We start from the raw sequence: 21,908 nt of genomic DNA, 5'->3' as shown, positions 1-21,908 counted from the left end.
TGGTTGGAGTAATGAATACCTAAGGCAATTGCTTGAAAATGCCAAGATTATAAAAAAAACATAGTGCGTTTAGTCTGTGGTAATGGTTGGTATGGCTCTTTTTTTATTGCCCTTTTGAGAGGTAGCTCCAAGCGACAAGGCGAAAGCAGGTCGATAGTTGGGAAACGAGCGTCAGTAGAGCACCATCAGTAGAGCACCATTTACCCGGCTTTAACTTTAAAAAACACTTGACTGTTTATGAGACAGCCTCAAGCTTGTGGCTTGTCGCCTATACCTTGAGGCTGTAGTTAAAACTTTGCTACTTCTCTACATTTTCGCCTGCCATAATAAAAGACTCGGCGCGCTCTACCATTTCTTTTGACCCAATGTATAATGGACAACGCTGGTGAAGCTCGGTAGGCTCTATCTCTAAGGTACGTTGTACACCATTTGATGACTTTCCTCCTGCCTGCTCTGCTATAAAAGCCAATGCGTTGCACTCATACAACAAACGGAGCTTGCCATTGGGAGCACTTTTGGTAGACGGATAAACATAAATGCCTCCTTTGAGCAAGTTGCGGTGAAAGTCTGCCACCAAAGAGCCAATGTAACGTCCTTTGAACTTGTTCTTTTTACAATCGCTGATATAGTTTTTCACTGCTGGACCAAAGTCTATGGCTGACCCTTCGTTGATAGAAAATATTTTGCCCTTAGCGGGAATTTTCATATCAGGGTGTGACAATAAAAACTCGCCCAATGAAGGCTCAAGGGTAAAGCCATTGACCCCATGCCCGGTAGTATACACTAGCATAGTAGACGAACCATAAAGTGTATAACCAGCTCCTACCTGTTCGGTGCCTTTCTGGAAAATATCTGACTCCTGCACTGGAGAACCTACTGGAGACTGTCGTCGATAAATAGAAAAAATAGTTCCGATAGATACATTTACATCTATATTAGACGACCCATCCAAAGGATCCATTGCAATGACATATTTGCCCTGAGGGTTTTGGGTATCAGTAATATTTTCATCTTCTTCCGAAATAATGGCGCAAACTTCTCCTCCATTGCTCAAAGATTTTATAAATAAATTATTGGCTATTACATCCAACTTTTGTTGTTCTTCACCTTGTACATTCTGAGCCCCATGTTTACCCAATATATTGGTCAACCCGGCACGGTTTACCTCACGGTTTACTACTTTGGCTGCCACCGAAATATCCCTCAGTAGTTGCGACAGCTCCCCACTTGCATAAGTAAACTGCTCTTGTCGCTCCCTGATAAATCGACTAAGAGTAGTACCAATGGGTAAAGATAATTTTTCGCTCATTGCTTCATCATTTTTTGTATAAGACCATAGATATATCTAGTATTGAAACTTAATCGAAATTAAGTGTATGCGCTTTGGATACTTTCCCATCAATGGGAAGCCAGCAAACACAAGTAGCACACTCCTTCAACTTCTTGTATTTACTGAATAATTTGGTTGTTTATGAAAGTTTTCAAATTTGGTGGCGCATCAGTTAAAGATGCCCGGTCGGTAAAAAATATGCTGCATATATTAAAGCAACAGGCTGCCGACCAACGTTTGGTGATTGTTATTTCGGCGATGGGTAAAACAACCAATGCACTGGAACAACTTTTTAGTCTTCACTGGGAGCAGCAAGACTATCAGGCAACGCTTGAAAACATCAGACAATACCATTGGGACATTGCCCAAAATTTATTTACAGATCGCAAAGATAGTATTTTTTCGTTGCTCGAAAACCTGTTCGAAGAATTAAAGCAGCAATTAAGCAGCGTGAGCCACCACACGGTGTCATACGATGAAGCCTATGACCAGGTAATTTCTTATGGTGAAATCATTTCTACCCAACTGATTAGCAAGTACTTGCAACAAGAAGGACTTGCCTGTCAATGGTTGGACGCCCGCCAGGTATTATATACTGATGCCGAGTGGCGCGACGCACAAATAGATTGGGAAATTACTGAATCACGTGTTAGGCAAAAAGTCTTGCCTATGCTTGCCCAGGGGCAGGTAGTCACCCAGGGGTTTATAGCTGGTACAGTAGGTAACAAAACCACCACATTGGGGCGCGAAGGGTCTGATTTTACCGGGGCTATTTTTGCTGCCAGCCTGCAAGCTACCTCACTTACTATTTGGAAAGACGTGGATGGGATATTGAACGCTGACCCCAAAATAGTAGCCAATGCTCAAAAATATGCTTATTTGTCGTATTGGGAAGCAGCCGAAATGACCCAGTATGGTGCAAAGGTGATTCACCCCAAGACGATCATCCCTTTAATGAAAAAAGACATTCCATTGCATGTCAGGTCGTTCATTCACCCTAAGCAAACCGGTACTTGCATAAGCCATACTGAGGTAGAAAAAATGATTCCGGCCATTATATTTAAAGAAAACCAAACCTTGATCAAACTGAAAGTAAAAGGGGCAAATTTTATGACCAATCAACGTTTGATTGAGGTACTACAGGGCTTACAGGCTTTTCATATAGAGGGGCACTTTATCCATAAATCGGCATTGGGATGCGAAATATGCGTGAGTGGTCGCCCTCATCGTACCCAAAAATTTATTGCTGCTTTTAATCAACAATACCACATCTGTACTCAAACTGATTTACAACTGGTAACTATCAAAAATTATGACCTTGCCACTATCAAGTCATCTACTCAGGACTGGACAGTACTTTTGGAAGAACGTAACGGCCAGGTGTACCAAGCAGTGGTAGAGGCACAAATTAATGTAAACAAATGAAAGAAATTACTCCTTTTCTCAAAGAAATTTTTGACTTGCTGAGCCGGGGCAACTTTATCAGCGCCAACAGTAAGGTATACCGCCATCGACAATTGTTTAATCAAATAGAGGAGCACTTTGAAGAGATATTTGATTATTTTGGTGCCATTGGCTTTACCCTTGAGGCTGGAAATAACTATTACTATTTTTCGAAAGAAGAAGCCAACTATATACTAGAGCGTAAAATAGAAACTTTTTATAAATACATTGATATTTTAGCCTTCTTTGCTGATTTTGACAATAGTTTTGGTGAGGGTTACCAGTTTAGCATGACCGACATTGAGCAAAAAAGCAAGGTGGATACTAACCTACAACAACAATTGTTTGAAGTAACCCGAGATATTTCCGAAAACTCAAGCTATTACGAAAGGGTAAGCCACCTTGTACGCAAAATGACCAAAGAGGGCTTTTTTGAATGTGAAGACGAAGAACGCCGCGATTATAGGGTGTTATCGGCCTACAACTATTTACAAAACATTGTCAAGAGTATTGACATTGACTATGAGGAGGAAGAAGAAGTATAAGGTGTGTGCATTTTTTATGATAGGAAGTTGGGGCGAAAGCCAGGCTCTTTTGCAGAAAATAGTGTTATAAAACCGCCCATTGGTATCACGCTCTTTTTTTTAGACAACAATCCATTTGCATAGCGCAAGTGGATTTTTTATTTTGATAAAAACAATATTCAAAAAACATTCGTCTAAAAATTCATGAGAAACCATGTAAATCGACAAAGTATTTCGCTGTACACCTCATTTATTGTAAGTAACCTTTTACTCTTTGTATATACTTCAGGCATTGCTCAGGCAAAGGTAAAAGCAAGCGATAAGGTAACAGCCTCTGCCAAAAAACGAATTATTGGGTTCAAAGCCAGCCGAAAATACTCGGTAAAGCAATTAAAAGCCGATTTCGATATCTTGTTTAATGCTTTCAAGGAAGCGCATCCGGGATTTTATTGGTATACCAGTAAAGCCGCATTTGCAAAAAAATATGATAGCCTCAAAAAACACATTACTCGCCCTATGACCGAGTTAGAGTTTTACCGTTTGGTGCGCCCCCTGGCTGTGCAAATCAACTGTGGGCATACTCAACTATATACCTCAGTCAAATTTAGAAATCACTTCCGTAAAAAAATTAACTACTTTCCATTGCATCTCAAGTTTATCAATGGTAAAGCCTACATTTATCAAAACCATAGCCAGGACTCTACGGTACAGTTAGGACTACAGGTAGCACATATCAACGGGCAACCTATACATAAAGTCATTAATAAACTATTTAGTTACACCCCCTCCGATGGATTTAATACTACTTACAAATATCGGATTCTCGATCAGGATTTTCCTTTGTTATATCCTTATTATATCAACGCCAAGGTAGATACATTCAACATCCAATGTATTGAAACCCAAAGCAAACAGCGTGTTCACTATCGGCTTGCTTCTCTCTCCCGCAAAGAATACCGAAAATCGGTACGTAAACAAAGGCAAAGCGAAGCACCTGCCCTCCAGTTCAAAATGATAGGCAACCAAGACGATGAAAGCGCAGACAATACCCGCCCAGCTACCGAACACCCCCTCAAACGTGCCAGAGTAGCCGTGCTCAAAATCAAATCTTTTCAAAACAATACCCTCCGCAAGCAAGGCTTTAGTTTTAGTCAATATATACGCAACGTTTTTCGTACCCTCCGCAAAAAAAGGGTGAGACACTTGATATTAGATTTACGCGAAAATAGTGGAGGAACAGTTCGGAATGGTATCTTGCTTTACTCATACCTTACAAAACGCAGGTTTAAATACTTCAATTACGAGAAAGTAACTACTAATCGCCCTTTCTCTTTTATGCGGTATGTTAACTCTTACCGAAGTCGCATGGTCAACAATAAACTCTTGGTAAAAACTGACTCAGGGTATTATGTTTCCAATAAACTACACTACAACCTCAAAACTCACAAGCCAAGCAAATATAACTACAAGCGTAACCTGTATATATTAATTAATGGGCGTAGCTTTTCGGCCACTACACAGTTTGCTTCTTTGGTGCATGCCAATAAACGAGGTTTTTTTATAGGGGAAGAAACAGGAGGAGGCTACAAGGGGTGTACCGCAGGACGTATCTGTTACGTAAACCTACCTTATACCAAAATGCGTCTCAAAATTCCATTAATTAAATACAGCAATGCCATTGCATCGGATTATAAAACTGAGGGGCACGGTATTATGCCAGACTATAATTTACAACCTAAAATGGGAGATATATTGAAAGGTGTAGATACTGAAATGGAATATGTACTAGAGATGATAAGAAAAAAAGAGGAAGAGTGATCACTTTTTCCTGTATTTCAACGATAAACTATTTGTCTCAATGCCTTGGTGGTTTACCTTGGGCAGAGGAGGTATATAGTTTTTCAGGCGCAGGTATATCACCTTCGTTATTTAGCAAGCCCTCGGTTTGGTCATTTCGTTGTAAAAACAGACGATCTACTTCGAGAGGTGCTTCTTCAGTATGTTTTTCGGTGTGTTCAAGCGGTGTTGTAATGGTCTCCTTGGCATCTGATTGGCTCAGCTGAGTTTCTTCTTGACGACTGTTTAACCAAGCTTCATCCCTGGCTTTTTGTTCAGCTTCGTATTTCTTTTTATAAAAATTAAGGCGTCGTTGAAACTCTTCGACACTAATGGTATCGCGATGTGCCTGTACTTTGCTGGATCGCATCCCAAATTTAAAGTTTTCATATTCCATAATAAATATTTTTTTGTGGTCTTAGGAACGGTGTCAAAATAAATTTACATTCTTAACCTCATCTTTTTTGGACATGCTTCGTTAAAAAAACTTGCCATAGCTATGGCTATGCCGCGTTTTTTGACCTCGCCTGACCAAAAAATATTTCCTTAAACTATAGAACTTTATTTTTGCATCGTTCCTTACTATTTTAATAAGCATAGTCTTTGACGTTTGTAATGTGTTCGCTGGCTATTTTTTATAATTAATTTTTGGTGAGCAAGGTGAGGCTTCCATACTTTCGAATATTCTCAACAGCATCAAGCAAAGCCTATTCAGATATTTTTGAAAAAGAAATTGATAACAAAAATATTCAACAAATGCTTCATAAGATCGAGCATTGCTTAATGTTTACAGTACAAGTACAAACTCATAAACACAAAAAGTTGATTAAAATGCGTGAAATTCTGGTCATAAGTATTTTAGTATTGTTAGTTGCTAATGCCAGTGTTCAGGCACAATCAATCCCCCTTGATAGCTTACAAAAAGAGTATTTAAGCTTAAAAGTCGATACTCAAAAAGCCCGGTTTTTATTGAAGGTAGCCTCTGCCTACGAAACCCGCAAACAACACTACAAGGCAGACTCGCTTCTGGGAGAAATGCTGGAAATAGCCCACAACAAACAATTACCGAAGTACGAAATATTGGCATTATTAAAAAAAGGTAGGTTTTGGCAGGAACGTAGCAACTATAAAAAATCGTTGAAATATTACCACCAGGCGCTGGACAAAATGAAGGCGACCTCCTACCCTTTGATCAAGGCAAGAGCTTTTCAACTATTAGGTTCTTTGTTTGCTGAGCAAGGCAAACTTGAGGAGTCGGAAACTTATTACCAAAAATCACTTGATATTTATGACTCTACCCAAAACCTCAAAGGCATTGCACAGTCATACATAAGTTTGGGGCGGATGTTTAAGGGAAGGCGACAGTTCGACAAAGCCTTACAGTATTATGATAAGGCAATCAAGGCATTTAAGCAGCAAAACGACCCTATGACTATTGCTCTTATTTATCGCCGAAAGGGGGTCATTTATCGCATGCTCAAAAAATACAAGCAATCTGAGGCTTTTTATAAAAAAGCCCTAAAAATATACAAAGCCCAAAAATCAGAAAGAGGAATTGCCAGCACCTTATATAATCTGGGCTTATTGTACGCCTACCAAAAAAAATACCCCAAAGCCATAGAGTTTTCTTTACAATCGCTCAAGCTCAAACAAAAAGTGGGTACTCAACGGCAAATTGCCAATAGTTTTACCAACCTGGGAGAACTCTTTGTCCTTTCAGGCAATCTGAACCGGGCAGATACCATGCTTAAAAATGCCCTAAGTATTACCAAAAAACAAGGGATGAATGATTTGGTCATGTATAATTACCAAAGTCTGGCTTTGCTCGATTCGGCCAGGGGCAACATGATAGGAGCCTGGAACTACCTGAGAAAATATCAAAAGGTAAATGCCAAATTATATGATCAACGAGGCAAAAAATTACTCACCAAGATGCGGGCAAAGTATGATACCGAGCGCAAAGAAAACGAAAATGAACTACTGAAGCAGGAAAAAGCGATGCAGTTGCAAAAACTGAAAACCCAGTATTTATGGTTGATTATTATCAGTGGTGGTTTTTTTGCAATGGTGCTGCTTGCCGTAGTGTTGTACAGGTATTATCGTTCAAAACAAAAAGCCAACTTACACCTCAGCAAACTCAACCAAGAGTTACACCAACAACAGGAAGAAATCATTAGCCAACGTGACTTTATAGAAAACCAGAATAAGTCTTTGTCAGAAAAAAACACCATGATCACACAAAGCATCAAAGCAGCTAAGAACATACAAGATGCTACGCTTCCTTTTACCTCAAGGGTAGATGCTTTTCTTCAAGAGTATTTTTGTATTTATCGACCTAAAGATATTGTATCGGGTGACTTTTACTGGATAGAGAAAATTGACGAGCATATATTTATAGTGGCAGTAGATTGTACTGGGCATGGGGTACCAGGAGCATTTATGAGTATGATTACCAATACCTTGCTCGATCACATTGTGAAAGTTCAAAGGATCATGCAGCCTCAAGAAATCCTAAGCGAGCTAAATGTAAAATTTGGCTATGCACTCAAAAAACAAGAAAGCAATACCAATAGCGGTATGGACGTGGGCATGTGTAGGCTTAGCTCTACAGACAATACTCAGGTTACGAATGTAGCTTTTTCGGGTGCGCGTCGTCCTTTGTATTATATCACTCCCAAAAGCAATGAGTTGATCGAGGTAAGAGGAACCCGGCGGTCTATAGGCAGCAAAAGGCGTGAAGATTTGGAGTTTGAAGGCCATCAACTACCTTTGCCTCAAGGTAGCATGTTGTATTTATCGTCGGATGGTTATGCTGACCAAAATGATGAAAAACGCCGAAAAATAGGGACAGCATGCCTCAAACAATTATTGTTTGACATTTCGCCATGGCCAGTTGCCAGGCAAAAAAAAGTATTATTAGATCATTTGAAAAATCACATGAAAAACACTGAACAAAGAGATGATGTTTTATTGTTGGGCGTCAGACTATAAATACTTTTTTTACTAAATCTCACCAAAACTTACATGAAAATTGTTTGCTTTTTTTGCGGCTAAATACTACCTTATAGCATTTTACTTGTCTTATTATCACAAACTTATTATAAATCACTTAGATTTGTCTGAAAAATTAATCCAATTGGGCTACCCAAATTTTTAGGTATAACAATTGTTAAGTGATAGTATTACTGTGAACCAAAATAACACATCAATGCGCAAACCTTTCTACTATTTGTTTTTTATTTGCCTGTTAGGAGCATCAGGAACATGGGCGCAAACTGCAGAGGAGTATTTTGACAGCGGCAATCAAAAGCTAATGAAAGAAGATTACGACGGAGCAGTGAATGACTATAACAACGCTATAGCTCAAAAAACCAATGTTGCTGCATTTTTTGCCAATCGTGCCATCGCTAAATACCGATTAGGTCGTTACCTTGAGTCAGTGCAGGATTGCGATATTGCGCTAAGACTAGAACCTAACCAATCGAAGGTTTATAATAACCGAGGGCTCGCAAACTTTGGGCTAAAACGCTACAAAGAAGCAGTGAGTGATTATACCAAAGCAACCGCTTTAGAACCTACTTTTGCCAAAGCCTACAATAACCGGGCGTTTACTTACCTTACCATGAGGGTTTTTCAGAGCGCTATAGATGATTATGACAAATCTATTGGGCTAAAAATGGCAGATGCTGCTTCATATAATAATCGTGGGTGGGCCAAGGCCAAACTAAAAAGGTTTACCGAAGCCGAGCAAGACTACAACAAGGCCATTGCTATGGATCCAGAATACGCCATGGCATACAACAACCGGGGCTATGTAAGAGCTAAGTTGGGCGACTACACCAATTCGGTACGCGATTACTCAAAATCTATTATTCTAAACCCTCGTTTTTCTGATGCTTACTTATGGCGAGGCATTACTCATTACCGTTTTGGCAACCAGGAGCAAGCTTGTAAAGATTGGACAAGTGCGTTGCGCCTAAAAAACCAAAAAGCACAACAGTGGCTAGATGACTTTTGCACTGGTGACGGTCCCGCCAAGACTGCTGATGAGTACTTTGCTGATGGTGACAAAGCTTTATTGAACGAAAAGTGGCAAGAGGCCATCAGTGCTTATACCAAATGTGTACACCTAAAATCTGACCATTACATGGCGTATGGGCACCGGGGTAGAGCCAACCGTAAGGCAGGTAACCTCGATCAGGCAATTGCTGATTTTAGCAAGGCCATAAAAATTAACCCTGAGTATGACTGGGCGTATGCCAGCCGGGGCTATGCCAAAGTGGTGGCCAAAAAATATGCAGAAGCCTTGCTTGACTTTGACAAGGCCATTGCCTTAAAACCTTCTTATCGCTGGGCGTATGCCCACCGCGCTCGTACCAAGTACTACCTGGGACGTTATAAAGATGCCATAGAAGATTACAACAACGCCTTGAAGATAGATCCAAACGATGGATGGTCTTACCGTAATCGTGCCTTGGCACGCTACGAGTTGGGTGATGCAGTAGGCACTTGCGCAGATTTGAAGAAAGCCAAAGAATTGGGTGATTATAAGGCAGAAGGCTTGATGCAGGAGTATTGTAAAACAAGGGGCGGCAACAATCAACGCACCAGTAATACAACCAACAAGTATAATACAGGCTTATCATCGAGCAATGCCGAAGCAATTCAGTTTTATAAGCTAGGTAATGAAAGATTGGACGACGAGGCTTTTTATGATGCCATTACACGCTATACCCAAGCTATTTGGGCAGATGCCCGCTTCAAAGAAGCTTACATGGACAGGGGGCACGCAAAAATACGATTAAAAGACTACAGAAGCGCAATCAAAGACTTTGATAATGCCTTGCTGTTGGATATAAACTATTCGGAAGCTTATTATTTAAGAGGCAAGTCTAAGTGGTTGCTCAAAGACAATGAAGGAGCAAAAGCTGATTGGCTCAAGGCTAAAGCGTTGGGCAATACCAATGCAAAAAATATGTTGCTCCTTAACTTTAGCATCGGACAAGACCAGAAAAAATAAAAATAAGTAATTAGTCTATTTTACCTATATACGGTCTACCGACTCTGGACTAATAAAGCTCTAATGGCTACCGACTACGGTCTACCGACTCTGGACTAATTCTACCCAAGCCACCTCTGAATACAGGGGTGGCTTTATTTGTATAATGCCCTAAACACTTTGGGAAATAGAATAATCTTGGCAACTTGCGGCATAAATTTATGTATATGCAAGACACTAATAATACCCATAATACTCCAGAATCAAACAAGCAGCAAACCAGTAAATCACCTCCTTATTTGAATAAACAAATAAATGATCAAGAGTCCAGCTTTTATACCACACAATTTGGGCTGCTTTGCCTAAGTTCATTTTTATTTTTTTCCAGTTTTTCTATGATCTTGGCAGAGTTACCCTCTTTTCTTACCTCGCTAGGAGGCAAAGAATACAAGGGGCTTATCATTGCCTTATTTACGCTGGCAGCGGGTTTGTCACGACCATTTAGTGGCAAGCTTACCGATACTATAGGGCGTATTCCTATCATTGTATTTGGTGCAGTAGTTTGTTTTCTTACTGGTTTTTTATACCCCCTGTTGCTCACTGTAGGTGGCTTTTTGTTTATTCGCTTTGTCCACGGTTTGTCTACCGGGTTTACACCCACTGGTACAGCAGCCTATGTAGCCGATGTAGTACCTATACGTAAAAGAGGCGAAGCTATGGGAATTTTTGGTTTGACCAATAACATTGGCACTGCTATAGGGCCTGCTTTTGGTAGTTATATTGCCTTGCATTACCCTATTCAGTATATGTTTTATTGTTCTTCAGGATTTGCTATTTTATCTATTCTTATCTTGATCAAACTTAAAGAAACCTTGCCCGAAAAGCAACGCCAGCCATTTAGGTGGAGTTTGTTGAAAATAAACCCCAAAGATATTATAGAGTTGAGGGTAGTTGCTCCTTCTGTAACTTTGCTGTTGTCTGTCTTTTCGTTTGGCATTATCCTTACCATTGTACCCGATTTTAGCGACCATCTCGGTATTCAAAACAAGGGCTTATTCTTTACAGTATTTACTTTAAGTTCGTTGGGTATCAGGTTTGTTGCAGGCAAAGTATCCGATCGTTTTGGCAGGGTACCAGTGATAAAAGCAGGCGCTATCATTCAGTTAATTTCTATGGTAATCATTGGGCTGGCTACTACCCCGCTGACATTGATGATAGGTGCGGTATTTTTTGGGATAGCGGTGGGCATTATGTCCCCTACTGCTTTTGCCTGGACCATTGATTTGAGTCAAGATCATGCCAGAGGGCGTGCCTTGGCTACTTTGTATATTGCCCTGGAAGCAGGCATTGGCATAGGGGCGCTTGTATCGGCTTGGGTGTTTGCCAATAATCCAGCAAACTTTCCGTGGACATTTTGGTTAGGAGGGTTTTCGGCACTCGCCGCATTTTTGTACTTGCAGTTTGGAGTAAAACAAGAACACATGACCTAAATACCTGTTGTATGGCGCAATAACTTAACTATCTGCTTGCCTGACTATCAAACTCTTGCTCTCTCTGTTATAGGTATTTGTCATTGAAATAAGCAAAACCAACACTAACAAAATCATTTTAATATGAAAGAAACTATCAGAACTTTATTTTCACGCAAACATGATGTAGTCATCCCCAAACAAGGAGTGTTTTTGGCAGGACCTACTCCGCCCAATGGTGCCATGACTACTGGCTGGAGGCGAGCAGTGATAAATGCGCTCAAAGCTGATGAAAGGTTGCATCCTGGAATGATGGTGGTGTCGCCTGAACCTGAAACAGGTAATTGGGCAGACATTGACAATGCGCACCCGGCTAACCAGACTGAGGCCATTCAAGACAAACAAATACCCTGGGAGTGGCAATACCTGAACTTATGCGATATTACAGCTTTTTGGTTACCTACTTATTGGACCCAGGAAAAAGCAGGGGTATTTGCCCCAAATATAGGTCCTACCAGTCGTTGGGAGTATGGCTACTTTTTACAAGAATATGTCAAAAACCCTGATAAGCGGCGCTTTATTGTGGGCAGCCCCGAAGATGCTGACAGCATAAAATGGGCAAAAAAAATGGCAGATGTCAACGGCGTGCCCTGGCACACGCTTAAAACTGAGCATAAGTCTAAGTTGGTGGCCGATTCATTTGTAAAAGCGATTGCTGATGCTTTGGTAGATGGACAATGGGGGTATTGACCAGTGAAAATGGACTTATCAAACGAAGTATTACTAATCCCCGAAAAGGCAGACAAAGAACGAGATGCCTTGGCGCTGGTATGGCAACAGTACGGAGGCAAAGTAATACGCATTGGCAGGTTTTGGCATCCACCCAAGACTGGCAATGGTCGCGTTAGTATTTACGGTAACGATACTTTTGCCTTGGTGTTGGCTCAGGTATTGGGGCGTACTTTACTATCGCCACAAGACGAACTCGTTGCCCAATTGCCTTATCGCTGGGTCAAACGGAAGTTGGGCTTAATAGTCGCGAAATATTTTGCAGCAGACCAGTTGCCCGTATTTATAAAGTCGGTGAAGCCAAAACTATTGGCTGCCAAAGTAGTTCGGCTGGAAAATGAAGTGGAAGCAATACAAGCATTGGACAACGAAATATTGATTTGCTCGGAGGTGGTTGACCTGGTGGCAGAAGCACGCGCATTTGTGCTAGGCAAACAAGTACAAGACCTGGCTTTGTATGAAGGCAACGCTGATCTTGAAACTGCCCAACAGTTTATCCACCATTTTTTGCACGCTGCCGAGGCTGCGGCTCTCCCCCACTCATTTGTGCTCGACATAGGCTACAATAAAACAGGAGGTTGGTGCATTATAGAGTTTAATTCCAGTTGGGGTGCAGGGCTCAATCACTGTCGTCCCGAAAAGGTGCTTGCTTCCATTCGAGCGGCTACGATATAGGAATGTTTGATCAATATTAGTTGTATAACTTTAAATTATGTTAAGTAACAAAAATTTTATTCAATGATAAAAACTGAAACTATCACTTATCAAGATGCTCAAGGCAATGATTTTGAGGGAACCATTAGTTGGTACGATACTACCCAGCAAAAGCGCCCAGGTATACTGGTAGTACATACCTTTAGAGGACAAGGCGAGTTTGACAACCAAAAAGCAGTTGTTCTTGCCAGTATGGGGTATGTAGGCTTTGCTATAGATTTATATGGCAAAGGCAGGCGTGCCTCAGTCAAGGAAGAAGCCCAGGCTTTGATGGATGAACTAAATAGTGACCGTCCACTGTTGCTGCAACGTATGGAGTTGGCGTTAGATGTGCTCAAAAAACACGCTTTGACAGATACTGAGCAATTAGGAGCCATTGGGTTTTGTTTTGGCGGCAAAGCGGTACTTGACCTGGCACGTTCGGGGGCACACCTCCAGGGAGTAGTAAGCTTTCATGGGGTATATGATGCTCCCGCTATGTCTCACCCTACCCCCATCAAAGCGGCGGTGTTAGTACTACACGGTTGGGAAGACCCACTGGCTACCCCTGAACAAACGGTAGCCTTGGCCCAGGAACTGACAGAGCGCAAAGCCGACTGGCAAATTTTGGCTTTTGGCCATACCGGACACGCTTTTACCAACCCCAACGCCAATCAACCAGGGATGTTTTACCAACCTGCTACCGACCGAAGAGCCTGGCAAGCAATGAAACAGCTCTTTGAAGAAAAATTCCATTGATGAGAGAAGGGGGCTACCTCAAGCTAAATGTTTACGCATTTTATGAGGCGGCACCCTATTTTCTTTATTTTTTTGGTCAAAGGCTTTGTAAAATCACCCGTTGGCAACAGAGTAAATATCAACGAACCAGCTACCCTCAAATGACTTACTAAACCAACTGGTTTATTCGATAAGCAGAGGGCGAAACTCCATATTTTTGTTTGAATAATTTGGAAAAATGGGCAACATCGTTGAAACCACAGTCCAGAGTAATTTGGGTAATACTTAGATCTGAGGTGGTAAGCAGTTCTTGAGAGCGCAGCAGTTTTTTATGGCGTAGATAGCTGGCAGGGCTTTCATTATACACCTTTTTGAACATTCGTTTAAGCGATGATTCACTCAAACTGGCAAGTTGGGCAAGCTCTTGCAGGGTAATATTGGTATACAAATTTGCTGCTACCAACTCTTGAAATGCAAAACTGGTGGGCACAAACAAGTTTGACAAGACAGCGCGTACCTCTGGCGAGTGCTGGGTAGCGCTCAATATAGTTACCAGTTGTTTTAGTTTAAGTGCCATTAGTTCCTGGTTTGCCTTATCAGGGTTTTCAAAGCAAGTAGCAATGCCTTCCATATACCGTTCAAGGCCAGCATCAGACGGTAACTTGGCCATACTTTGCTTGTTGAGGTGAGGAGTTGTCAAACAATCGGGCAAAGTATATTCATACACTTTGTTAAGCACCTCAGGATAAAAATGAACTGCTATAGCCTGGTATTCTGTTGTGTGTTGAGACGCCCCCAGAAACCTACCTGCATAATGGCCACACTTCATCAATACAGCCTCTTTTTCCTCAGTTTTTACCGCAACATCTTGGGCAAAAGTATGGCAAGTCCCCCAGGTAATATATAAAAAACAAGCTTCCTTATACAAGGTCAATTTCTTTTTAAAAGGAGCCTGCAAGGTAGTACGTTCAAAAACTGGTTTACCAAATAAATCCAAGGTTTCATGTGCTAATATCATTATTCATTCATGTTTTTATTAATATTTTCAAATAAGTGTAATATACAACTATTTTCATTTAGTCAACAGACTAACACCGTTAAACAGCATTGGTTCACAGATAAAAGGCTCATTTACTCTTGTCTCCTACCTCCCCCAACATCCATTTATTTTACAATTTATCACGATCCTTTTGGACACTAGAGTATCGGGGTTTAACTTTGTTGGCAGTACTCTATTTTTTATTTTAAACAACAAACTCAGGCCACAATGTATGCGCCTTGTACTTTGTAGCCTATACTCGTAAGTTTCTTTATGAATACAGTAGAACAATATAACTTTGCCGGAAAAAAAGCACTTGTAAGGGTTGATTTTAACGTACCTCTCAACGACCAATTTGAGATAACTGATGACACCCGAATAAAAGCGGCAATGCCTACTTTGCAAAAAATATTAAAAGACGGGGGCAGCCTTATCTTGATGTCACACCTGGGCAGACCCAAAGATGGGTACAATGAAAAGTTTTCACTGAAACACCTGGTAAAACCTTTGAGCGATCGTTTGGCAGTCACTGTAAAGTTTGCGGCTGACTGCATAGGCGATGAAGCCGAAAGACTGGCAGCAGGATTGCAAAGGGGCGAAGTGTTATTGTTAGAAAACCTCCGGTTTCACCAAGAAGAGAAAAAAGGAGATGAGGCTTTTGCCCAAAAGCTTGCCAAACTAGGCGATGTTTATGTGAATGATGCCTTTGGTACTGCCCATCGTGCCCACGCCTCTACTGCAGTAATTGCCCAATACTTTGACGAAAAAGTAAGTGGCTATGTAATGCAGGCAGAGCTCGACAACGCCCAAAAGGTATTAGAAAAAGCTGAAAAGCCCTTCACCGCAATTATGGGAGGTGCCAAAATATCAGATAAAATTTTGGTAATCGAACAATTGCTTGACAAGGTAGACAACTTGTTGATTGGTGGGGCAATGGCCTATACATTTTTCAAGGCGCAAGGCGGCAATATTGGCAAATCTTTGGTAGAAGAGGATAAACTGGAACTTGCCAAGGAGTTGATAAACAAAGCCAAGGATAAAGGGGTTAATCTATTGTTGCCCGAAGACTCGGTCATTGCAGACGACTTTAAAAATGATGCAAACCGAGAGTCTGCCGATAACATGGCCATCAAAGAGGGTTATATGGGGCTGGATATTGGAGAAAAAGCTTCGGCTAAATTTTCTGAAACCATCCAAAACTCTAAAACTATATTATGGAATGGTCCCATGGGGGTTTTTGAAATGCCTAACTTTGCCAATGGAACCATTGCAGTAGCCAAGGCAGTAGTAGAGGCCACCCAAAACGGAGGGTTTTCTTTGATAGGTGGTGGCGACTCTGCCGCTGCGGTAAACAACCTTGGTTTTGGCAAGGAGGTTTCTTATGTGTCTACTGGAGGAGGAGCATTGCTTGAATACATGGAAGGAAAAACTCTGCCTGGTGTGAAGGCATTGGAAGGCTAAAAATATATTTTTGGGCATTGACAATACTTGAGCAGTGCCCAAAATTTTGAAAAAAATAAGTTCTTAAATTATTAATTATGGATAAAATATTAGGATGGCTGCTGTTGCCTTTTTTTGCTATTTCGTTTTTGGGTTCACTAGTGGTGTTTGAAGTCATCCAGCGAATTGCTTACTTTGGATTTGGCTACAAAGCACACAAAAATACGGTAGATATATTACAGCTATGTATTATGAACTCGCTCAGACTGGGAGGCACTCGTTTCAAAACCTTGCGCTCTGCTCAGAAAGTACCCACCGACCGCCCCATCATCATTATATCAAATCACCAAAGTATGTTTGACATTCCGTCAATCATCTGGCTATTTCGAAAAAATCATGCCAAGTTTGTGGCTAAAAAAGAACTGGGTAAAGGCATTCCCAGCATTTCGTTTAATCTAAAACACGGGGGTTCGGTATTGATAGATCGCAAAGACCGCGAACAAGCCACCCAAGCCATAGAAAATCTGGGGAAGTATATAGAAGAACACAACCGGGCAGCTTGTATATTTCCTGAAGGCACCCGTTCTCGTGATGGAATGCTTAAACCATTTAAAACTACGGGCATCAAAACTTTGCTACAGCATTCTCCCTCGGCTTTGGTAATACCTGTAGCCATTTCAGGTTCCTGGGAGTTGCTCAAATACAAACTCAAACCTATTCCTTTTGGAGTAAAATACAAAACGCAAATACTGCCTCCTATCGAGCCTGCCAACTATTCTGCCGATGAGATAGTACAAAAAGCAGAAGAGCAAATACGAATGGCTTTGGGACAAGAAAACACTGAAATATAAAACAAGCCCCACTAATACACTTTATTAGTGGGGCTTGTTTTTGTAGTTCACTCTGGGCTACCACTATTTAAGTTATTTCTGGTTCAAGGCATTAAGTTGTTCTATAGTGTCTACCGTAAACCAGTTTTTGGGATAACTGTCTGAACAATACAATTGTTGTTGGGCAATGAGCTGCTGCCATACGGCATAGAAATCGCCTGTTTTCTCCGTCAATTGATTGATCTTATAAGGGTTGAGCATTTGAATGCCCGAACAATAGGTTTTGGCCTTTTTCTGACGGTTTAGCTCATACACACAGTTATTGGTGTGGTGTATATAGTCACCCTCTAAGCCCTCGATAGGCAACACTGGCACTACCATACAGGCAGGCTCGTTGTATTTATGATACTCTTCTGACAGTAGGTCAAAGTCAAGCTCCGTAATATTGTCTGCAGTAAGCACAAAAACAGGCTCGTTCAAATGTGCCATCATTGTGTTATAAATCCACCAGGCATTGCCTTTACCCTCGGTGTTAAATACAGAATGTACTCCTTGCTCTATTACATGTTGGGCAAGCACTGCTCCTTTATAACCCACCGTAATATGCAAATAGTCAATGGCAGGCGTTACTTTTTTGATGCCTTCAGCTATCAGTGTAGACCCTTTGTAAGGCGCCATAGGTTTAGGTATTACATTGGTAAGAGGTAGCATGCGGGTACCGCGTCCTGCTGCCATAATCAAGGCGTGTCGTATTTTTCTCATTAGTACAGGTTTTTTTATAACTACAAGTTTTTGACGATGGTTCAGGGGTTCGGGTTCATACCTGCTCTGAACACATGCTATGGCAACTCATTGTCTCATTTAGTTTACCTCCTCTGCTGGCGGATTGTCTATAATTGCCAGAATTTCTTCTTCGGTCAGCTTTTCGGTATTGGCAGACGACAATCCTACTGATACTGGGTTGGCTACTTTTTCATTAAACGAAATTAAGTAATGAGTAATACCATCATATTTTAGTTCACGGGTAAACGGCAGTTCAAGTTCACCTATCAAGTACTCATCTATACGTTCTCCAGGTCGTCCATCTATTTTTTCATACTTTCCGCCTTTGTGTTTTACCCAGGTTTTCAAAATATCTTCCATTTGGGCTGCTTTCATCATTCGCGACAATACCTTACCCTGAGTTTCATCTATGTTGTTCAAGGCAGCAATCACCAAATTTACAGCTTCGTCAACAGTAAAAAAGAATCGCCTCATTTCAGGACCAGTGGTGCCCATTACTCCGGTTTCTTCGTGCATTTTTTTCCAAATAGTCAGCACCGATCCTGTAGACCAAGCCACATTGCCATAACGCACACAAGTAAATTTAGTATCAGTTTTGCCATTCATTGAGCAATACACCCTTTCCATTACCGACTTGCTCATTCCGTAAGTATTACGTACTGGAGGCGAGGCTTTGTCAGTAGAAATGCCCACCACTACTTCTACGTTTTGGTCGATGGCCATGCGCGCTACATTTTGCGAACCTACCACATTGACGTCAATACATTCCATGGGATATTTTTCGGCAAGGTCTACAAATTTGGTAGCGGCCGCATGAATGACCACATGAGGTTTAAACTCTCTGAAGGTATCTCTAACCGACTCTATACTAGAGATATCCATTGGGGCTACTTCACAACCCGTAAACTTTTTAGCCAATAGGTTTTGCTTATTATTACGTCCAGTCAAAACCACCTTGTACTCATCTTTGAGCGCCAAAGCCAAACGTTTGCCCAAAAAACCTGTACCTCCAGTAATTAATAATGTTTTTTTCATAATTCTTTTTAAATAAGCCATTCGGCAACCTATTCAAAGCTGCTTAGTTCTTAAAATAATTTCTTTTTGATATAGTGATAATTCAAACTCTGAAAGTTTCTTCGTTTCCAAACCCCTTTATCAACCTTATAAGCCTCTTTGATGTAATTTTTCATTTTCACCAAGTCATTGGCATCTTTGGCCATTCCTGCCAAAAAGATATATAAAGTAGCTTTTATTTTGTTCAAGTATTTACCAAAAAAAGCATACTCTTTGTCTTCGTTGAGTTTTTTTATAAAATACTCAAACCGTTCTTCTGCCTTGTGTAATTGTGCCGTATTTATAGTACGCGCCGGATGGTCTAACACCCCATTGTTAAACTTATTGATTCTACCTATAGCCGGAAAAGCCGCCACCAGTCTCAACGCAAAGTCATAATCTTCTGAGCCTGTCAACACAGGGGTTTCATCCCAGGATATGTTTTGATAAATATCACGGTGAACAAATACCCCTATACAAGATAAAAAATTGCCTTCACTAATCTGCCTCACCGGATCGGTAAGCGGCTGAAAATCATACTTTGACAATACTTTTTTATCTTCATCAACCAGTTCATACAAGTTATGAAAAACTTTTTTATCAGGGTGCTGTTGCGCATAATTATAAGCATCCAGAAGATTATCTGGATACATAAAATCATCTGAGTCTAAAAAGGTCAAGTACTCACCTTGGGCGTTTTGCATGCCCGTATTGCGCGACTTTGCCCGTTCATAGTTTTTATCATGTTGAATAAACCTGATCTTGCCTTCGTCTATCAGAGGCTGCAGTGCCTCTAATGTATTATCTGTGCTGCAGTTATCTACCACAATCACCTCATAATCAGCATATTGTTGATTAAAAACTGTATCGAGCGTATTCAAAATAAAATCAACTCGATTGTAGGTAGGAATAATAATACTAAAATAAGGGGGTGATGTCATATGATTTACTTATTCAGGCAATGCCAAAAGGTTAAACTGAGGGATTTGATCAATGGTATTTTGAAGGGTGGCAATATCTACAAACTGATGCCCGGTTTCTACCAAAAGCCTATAGCCCTCTTTGGTCAGTTGCTCAAAAATAAACTCTTTGGAATAGCCATTTGCCTTGAACCACTCATCGGTAATTTCTATATACATGGCCGGGCGAAACTTTTGAATGGTTTGTTTAGCTCCCAAAAAAACAAAAGGCTCGTAGCCTTCTACGTCTATTTTTATAAAACTAATGGACTCTAATTGATGCTCTTCCACAAAACTATCAATCGTTTGTACAGGCACCATTACCTTGCCCTGCTCACCTTGTGCCATTACCCTGGCGCCACCAGTATTGGTACTACTAAATGCCATTGGTGCTGTAGTATTGTCTGCCCCCAATCCTATGGCGTGTACTTTCACCAAAGCTTGAAGGCGTGGATTAAGCGACAGATTATGCTCAAGTTTTTTTACAATATAAGGGTTAGGGTCAAAGGCGTGAATGGTTGTCCCTTGTTTTTTTTGTCGATAGGCTTCTTCTGCCAGCTTTAGGCTAAATGCGCCACAATTTGCCCCTACATCTAATACATGGGCTTGATCTTGTAAGTATTCAGCCGCTTTTTTCCAGGAGTAATCGGGCAAATGAGCAAACACGTGCCACTGCATAAAGTCGGTCAATGTCAAGTTAAATTTTACTCCATCTCTGGTCACTGTTCTCTCTGGTGCAGTCTGATAAGCTTCAGGGTGAGGAATAAACTTGGTAAAAGCAGGAATATTTTTACCTAAAAAGGCGAAGGCATTTTCTAACCCTAAATTCAAAACCGTTTTATGAACTACCTGAGTGAGCCGCTTCATATAGTATATATTTTTTTTAATGCCAAAATCATATTTTCCAATGCAAACCTTTGTTGTACATCTTGTTGCCCCTGTTGTATAAGCTTTTGGGTCAGCTCTTGATCCTGCAAAAGTCTGAGCATTTGCGTATAAACTGCCTTACTGTCTTCAAAAGGAACCACCAAAGCATTGTATTCATGCTTAATAAATTCGGGGGCAACTCCTGACAGGCTAAACACTGATGGAATGCCTGCCGCAAGTGCTTCTACATAAGTTTGTCCAAAAGCCTCCAGGTCTTTATTGATAGGCGTATGTACATACAAATCAAACAATTGATATAAATGATAAATGTCGTTCTCGAAGACAATTTCAGTAAAACTCTCCTTGGGCAATTGTTCCAATAACTCATCAATTTGGCGTTTATAGTCACCCTTGGCGTTGGCAAGAATCAAATGTGCATTGGGGTATTGTGTCAATAGTTCAGCAAAAGCAGGTATAATATGCTGAATGCCCTTCCAATAAGTTTGTCGGGCTATTACCCCTACTACCGGATGTTTGCCCACAATGCCATACTTTTCCTTGAGGCTGGCAACCTTTGTTGGGTTTACCTGAAGAAAACCTTGTAAATTAAAGCCATGATGAACCAAATGTACTTTAGACTGGGCTACCTTTTCCCGCTCAATGAGTACATCTTTTACAATGCCCGAAATCGCTATGATATCAGTAGCAAACGAATGAATTAATTTGTCGTAATAAACAGCCCTGGGAAAAAACTCGTGGTGTAAAGTACCGTGGTGGCGGGTATAAACGCGTTTAGGAATTCGGGCAAGCTTTGCGGCCAGCAAGCCAAACATAGAGGCATCAAACAAATGAGTGTGAACAATGTCCGTTTTTTCAGCCCTAAATACCTTCCAAACGCTCCTTATTGCCTTAAAAGCATCTTTTTTGCCACGGTAATCTATCCGATATACTGGTACATCATTTATTTTTAGGTAAGTTTCCAATTGGCTCTCGCCTTGGTTGAGCAAGACAAAAGACAGGCGAAACTCTGAGTCTCTCAATGCTTGCTCTATCCACTCAAAGGCTATAGCTTTGTCTATGTCAGACAGTATGTAAGTAATGTTTGTAGGCAATGTA

The 21,908-nt window shown here is 40.9% G+C and carries 19 protein-coding genes; 11 read left to right on the top strand and 8 right to left on the bottom strand.

Annotation, left to right across the window (positions count from 1 at the left end):
- Window positions 1-298: 298 nt before the first annotated feature.
- Window positions 299-1,309: a class 1 fructose-bisphosphatase gene (gene fbp, locus Q0954_RS13450; protein WP_299457652.1), complete on the bottom strand. Its 1,011-nt coding sequence runs from the start codon at window positions 1,307-1,309 to the stop codon at window positions 299-301.
- 162 nt (window positions 1,310-1,471) lie between these two features.
- Between fbp and Q0954_RS13445 the strand changes: the two genes are divergently transcribed.
- The 3 genes from Q0954_RS13445 (at window position 1,472) to Q0954_RS13435 (ending at window position 5,115) form a co-directional block, all read left to right on the top strand.
- Window positions 1,472-2,755 carry an aspartate kinase gene (locus tag Q0954_RS13445; protein WP_299457650.1) on the top strand — a complete coding sequence of 428 codons (1,284 nt, stop codon included), beginning with the start codon at window positions 1,472-1,474 and terminating at the stop codon, window positions 2,753-2,755.
- Window positions 2,752-3,318, top strand: a complete 567-nt coding sequence (locus Q0954_RS13440) for a hypothetical protein (protein WP_299457648.1) — start codon at window positions 2,752-2,754, stop codon at window positions 3,316-3,318. Before Q0954_RS13445 ends, Q0954_RS13440 begins: the two co-directional genes overlap by 4 nt.
- A 183-nt stretch (window positions 3,319-3,501) precedes the next feature.
- Entirely contained in the window at window positions 3,502-5,115 is a 1,614-nt protein-coding gene (locus Q0954_RS13435) for a S41 family peptidase (protein ID WP_299457646.1), read from the top strand.
- Between the two features lie 37 nt (window positions 5,116-5,152).
- Here the strand turns inward: Q0954_RS13435 and Q0954_RS13430 are convergent, their stop codons facing one another.
- A complete protein-coding gene (locus tag Q0954_RS13430) occupies window positions 5,153-5,530 on the bottom strand; it encodes a hypothetical protein (protein ID WP_299457643.1) in 378 nt (125 codons plus the stop codon).
- Between the two features lie 359 nt (window positions 5,531-5,889).
- Here Q0954_RS13430 and Q0954_RS13425 point away from each other — a divergent pair, with 359 nt between their 5' ends.
- The 6 genes from Q0954_RS13425 to Q0954_RS13400 all read left to right on the top strand — a co-directional run bounded on the left by Q0954_RS13425 (window position 5,890) and on the right by Q0954_RS13400 (window position 13,842).
- The gene (locus Q0954_RS13425) at window positions 5,890-8,124 is read left to right on the top strand and encodes a tetratricopeptide repeat protein (RefSeq protein WP_299457641.1); all 2,235 of its coding nucleotides are present in this window, start codon (window positions 5,890-5,892) and stop codon (window positions 8,122-8,124) included.
- A 217-nt stretch (window positions 8,125-8,341) separates the two neighbouring features.
- On the top strand, window positions 8,342-10,153 hold the full coding sequence (locus Q0954_RS13420) for a tetratricopeptide repeat protein (RefSeq protein ID WP_299457639.1): 1,812 nt from the start codon (window positions 8,342-8,344) through the stop codon (window positions 10,151-10,153).
- 200 nt (window positions 10,154-10,353) lie between these two features.
- Entirely contained in the window at window positions 10,354-11,622 is a 1,269-nt protein-coding gene (locus Q0954_RS13415) for an MFS transporter (RefSeq protein ID WP_299457637.1), read from the top strand.
- A gap of 123 nt (window positions 11,623-11,745) precedes the next feature.
- Complete coding sequence (locus Q0954_RS13410) at window positions 11,746-12,351, top strand: nucleoside 2-deoxyribosyltransferase domain-containing protein (RefSeq protein WP_299457634.1); 606 nt, start codon at window positions 11,746-11,748, stop codon at window positions 12,349-12,351.
- 9 nt (window positions 12,352-12,360) lie between these two features.
- Complete coding sequence (locus Q0954_RS13405; RefSeq protein ID WP_299457631.1) at window positions 12,361-13,065, top strand: ATP-grasp domain-containing protein; 705 nt, start codon at window positions 12,361-12,363, stop codon at window positions 13,063-13,065.
- 63 nt (window positions 13,066-13,128) lie between these two features.
- Complete coding sequence (locus tag Q0954_RS13400) at window positions 13,129-13,842, top strand: dienelactone hydrolase family protein (RefSeq protein ID WP_299457628.1); 714 nt, start codon at window positions 13,129-13,131, stop codon at window positions 13,840-13,842.
- 148 nt (window positions 13,843-13,990) lie between these two features.
- On the opposite strand, the gene Q0954_RS13395 is transcribed toward Q0954_RS13400, so the two are convergent.
- Window positions 13,991-14,839, bottom strand: coding sequence for a helix-turn-helix domain-containing protein (locus Q0954_RS13395; protein WP_299457626.1), 849 nt, complete (start codon window positions 14,837-14,839; stop codon window positions 13,991-13,993).
- A gap of 294 nt (window positions 14,840-15,133) precedes the next feature.
- Here Q0954_RS13395 and Q0954_RS13390 point away from each other — a divergent pair, with 294 nt between their 5' ends.
- Window positions 15,134-16,321, top strand: a complete 1,188-nt coding sequence (locus Q0954_RS13390) for a phosphoglycerate kinase (protein WP_299457623.1) — start codon at window positions 15,134-15,136, stop codon at window positions 16,319-16,321.
- A gap of 77 nt (window positions 16,322-16,398) precedes the next feature.
- Complete coding sequence (locus Q0954_RS13385) at window positions 16,399-17,151, top strand: 1-acyl-sn-glycerol-3-phosphate acyltransferase (RefSeq protein ID WP_002695639.1); 753 nt, start codon at window positions 16,399-16,401, stop codon at window positions 17,149-17,151.
- A 72-nt stretch (window positions 17,152-17,223) separates the two neighbouring features.
- Here Q0954_RS13385 and Q0954_RS13380 read toward each other — a convergent pair whose 3' ends face one another.
- The 5 genes from Q0954_RS13380 to Q0954_RS13360 form a co-directional block, all read right to left on the bottom strand.
- A complete protein-coding gene (locus tag Q0954_RS13380) occupies window positions 17,224-17,892 on the bottom strand; it encodes an NDP-sugar synthase (RefSeq protein WP_299457617.1) in 669 nt (222 codons plus the stop codon).
- A gap of 99 nt (window positions 17,893-17,991) precedes the next feature.
- Window positions 17,992-18,948: a UDP-N-acetylglucosamine 4,6-dehydratase gene (locus Q0954_RS13375; RefSeq protein WP_299457615.1), complete on the bottom strand. Its 957-nt coding sequence runs from the start codon at window positions 18,946-18,948 to the stop codon at window positions 17,992-17,994.
- Window positions 18,949-18,998: 50 nt separating this feature from the next.
- On the bottom strand, window positions 18,999-19,907 hold the full coding sequence (locus Q0954_RS13370; protein WP_299457613.1) for a glycosyltransferase: 909 nt from the start codon (window positions 19,905-19,907) through the stop codon (window positions 18,999-19,001).
- 9 nt (window positions 19,908-19,916) lie between these two features.
- Window positions 19,917-20,792 carry an FkbM family methyltransferase gene (locus tag Q0954_RS13365; protein ID WP_299457612.1) on the bottom strand — a complete coding sequence of 292 codons (876 nt, stop codon included), beginning with the start codon at window positions 20,790-20,792 and terminating at the stop codon, window positions 19,917-19,919.
- Complete coding sequence (locus tag Q0954_RS13360) at window positions 20,789-21,904, bottom strand: glycosyltransferase family 4 protein (protein ID WP_299457611.1); 1,116 nt, start codon at window positions 21,902-21,904, stop codon at window positions 20,789-20,791. The genes Q0954_RS13365 and Q0954_RS13360 overlap by 4 nt, the downstream gene beginning before the upstream one ends.
- Window positions 21,905-21,908 lie beyond the last annotated feature (4 nt).

This window comes from uncultured Microscilla sp. (assembly GCF_947493425.1).
In the GTDB taxonomy this organism is placed as follows: domain Bacteria; phylum Bacteroidota; class Bacteroidia; order Cytophagales; family Microscillaceae; genus Microscilla.
Note: the sequence above shows the minus strand (reverse complement) of the source record. Positions and strands in the feature narration are given on the sequence as shown.